This window comes from Streptomyces amritsarensis, from assembly GCF_001953875.1.
Classification (GTDB): Bacteria; Actinomycetota; Actinomycetes; order Streptomycetales; family Streptomycetaceae; genus Streptomyces; species Streptomyces amritsarensis.
In genome coordinates this window covers 1-2,980 of record NZ_MQUR01000187.1, presented here as the reverse complement: position 1 = coordinate 2,980, position 2,980 = coordinate 1, and the positions used below count along the sequence as shown (strand labels likewise).

1 pseudogene is annotated in these 2,980 nt (G+C 77.5%); it reads right to left on the bottom strand.

The annotated features are described in order from the left end of the window. Positions 1-1,869: 1,869 nt before the first annotated feature. Positions 1,870-2,648, bottom strand: a pseudogene (locus tag AVW11_RS35300) (substrate-binding domain-containing protein). Between the last annotated feature and the right edge of the window lie 332 nt (positions 2,649-2,980).

Sequence of the window (2,980 nt, the reverse complement as noted above, 5' to 3'; positions counted from 1 at the left end):
GGGTGGTCGGCGGCGGGGGCGCGTGGGGGGTGGCGGGTGGTCGGCGGCGGCGGGGGCGGGGGCGGCTCCATCGGCGGACGGGCCGGTGGCCATTCGGCGACGGGGGTGGGCCGGCGGGCAGCCGCCGCGTCGACGACCGTGGGCGGTGGGCGGGTCATCGGCCGACGGCAGCGGACCGGTGGGCGGCCACCACAGCGACGGTCGTGGACAGAGAACAGCGGACAGTCATCAGAGCGACGGCCGCGGACGGCAGGCAGGCGGCCATTCGGCGACGGCAGCGGACGGCAGGCGGCCATCACCGCGACGGGGAGTGGGCAGCGGGCGGGCCACCGCGGCGGCGAGGGTGGGCCGGTGGACCGAGCCGTCTCTTGCGGAGCATGTGGGGGCCGCTCCGCCGAGCCGGCGGGCGGTGCGCGGTGCTCCGTGCCCGGTTCCGGCGCACGGCCCGCGCCGGGCGGCTGCTGCCGTCGTGGCGGACCCGCCGCAAGCGGTGGGGCGGCGCGGGGCAGCCACATCGCGTCGGCGCCCGCGCCGGGAGGCGGATGCCGGCCCCGCGCCACGGGCGCGGTAGGACCGGCACCCGCCTCCGCCCGCCCCGGCAGCGCCTTGGGCGGTATGACCCGCCGGGCGGGGAAGCCGATACGCCGACGGGCCCGCCCCGCCAGGGCGCCGCCCGGACGGGCCTGCTCGAAGCTGACACACCCCGTCCCCGGGGCGGCGCGGAGACGCGGCCCGAGGCGGGAGTCCTCAGAGCAGGGTTGCCGCCGCGGGCCCCACCGGCGCCCGGTACACCCGGTACGCCTGGTACGGCCGGAGCGGCCGGTGCGGCCGGTGCGGCCGGTGCGGCCGGTGCGGCCAGGCGGCCAGGGCGGCCAGGGCGGCCAGGGCCGGTTCTGCCGCGCCACCGGACGCGTGGGCGTTTCCCCGTCCGCCGCGGAAGTGCCACGGGGGCGCGGGGGGACGCACCGGCGGGCGGGGAAACCGATGCGCCGACGGGCCCGCTCCGTCAGGGCGCCGCCCGGGCGAGCCCGCTAAGCCGACACACCCCACCCCCGGAGCGCTGCGGAGCCGGCTGCCCGGGGGCAGGAGTCCCCGCGGAGCAGGGCTCTCGCCGCGGGCCCGCCCGCGCCGGCCGGGCCGGCCGCCAGGTCCTCGGGCCCGCTCGGGGCGGCCGGGGCCGGTTCTGCCGCGCCACAGGACGCGGTGGGCGTTTGCCCGTCCGCTGCGGAAGTGCCACGGGGGCGCGGGGTGACGCACCGGCGGGCGAGGAAGCCGATGCGCCGACGGGCCCGCTCCGTCAGGGCGCCGCCCGGACGGGCCTGCTCGAAGCCGACCCACCCCACCCCCGGGGCGTTGCGGAGCCGGCTGCCCCGGGGGGCAGGAGTCCCCGCGGCGCAGGACGTGTCCCGGGCCGGCACGCCGGGCCTCGGGGCCGCCGGCGGAGAGGGGCTGCGGTGTCCACCGCGTCGGGCCCTGCCGGCGGCCGGAGCCGACGGCCTTTGGCAGCGGCCGGGGCCGGCGGCCTCTGCGGGGCCCGGTGTCGGTGGCCGGGGCCGGCGGCCTCTGCGGGGCCGGGCGCGGGTGCTCCAGATGCTCGGCCGCCGGCGCTCCGCTCCCCCGGGTCGGCCGGTGGCGGCACGGGGGTGGTGCGGGGTTCGGGGGGCGGCCCCGGTGTGCGGTTCGGCCTTCAACGGCGTGGGCGGGCAGGCTCGTTCACCCTGTCACGTGGGCCGCTGCGGGCGTAGGGGCGTTGCAGGGGCCGGGGGCGGCGGGGTCCCCCTTTCGGTCCGCGCCGCCGCCTGGGCCCTGCTACGCCGGCCTGGGCCGGCTGGGCCCTCGTACGCCTGCCCGGGCCTGCCCGGGCCGGTGTCACTTCAGGCCGATGTCCTGGCAGGCGGCCTTGAGGGCGTCGGTGCAGATCTCGTCGATGGTGTAGACGCCGTCGAGGACCACGGTGCTGCGGATGTTCTCGCGGGTCACCGACATGCCGGGGATGAGGACGGCCGGGATGCGCTTGGTGGTCGGGCTGCTGACCATCTGGTTGATGATCCCGTCGATCTTCTCGCCCTGGGCGAGGAGGACGGCGAGTTCGGCGGCGGCCTCGGCCTCGCGGGCGTAGGGCTTGTACACGGTCATGTACTGCTCGCCGGCGACGATGCGCCGCACGCCGGCGAGTTCGGCGTCCTGGCCGGTGACCGGGGGCAGCNNGAGGTGTAGGCGTCGATCGGGCCCTCGGCCAGGCGGTCGTAGGCGACCACCGCGATGCCCGCCTCCTTGGCCTTCGTCACCGCGCCGGCGATGGCCTTGGAGTCCACCGCGTCGATGACCAGGACGTCCACCTTGTCCTTGATCATCGCTTCGGCCTGGGTGTTCTGTCTGACCGCGTCCCCGGCCGCGTTGGCGTAGAGGACCTTGCCCTTGCCGAGGGTCAGCAGGGCGACCTTCTTCTCCATCAGCGGCTTGTCGAACTTCTCGTACCGCGCGGTCTCGTTCTCCGGGAGCAGCAGGCCGATCCGGACCGCCCCGTCCGCACCGCCGCCGCCGCTGCTGCCGGCGCTGCTGGCGTCGGTGGTGCCGCAGGCGGTGAGCGTGACGGCGAGTGCCGCGACGGCGAGAGCAACGGGGGCACGCCCCAGATACGCGTTCACGAGGTGAGCCTCCCTGACGGGGCCGTCGGTACGGCCGAGGTGAGGCAGTCAACGTGCCCGCACCGCTGTCGTCAAGAAGTGAATCCTTAACGAGATGGCAACGCTGTCATCATCGGGCTCCACCGGGTCCGGTCAGGTCTTTCCTTCACCGGTGGCGGTCTGCGGCCTGGAGTGGCATCAACTCCTGAACGGTGGGGGGCGGGTGGGCGTTCGGGATCGGGCACCGGGGTGTTCTCAAGGGGCGGGGGCGGTCGTGGCGCGGTGGGGTTCCTCCGCGGGCGGCACGGCGGGCGGCACGATGGGCGGGGTGGCGGGCGGGGTGGCGGGCGGGG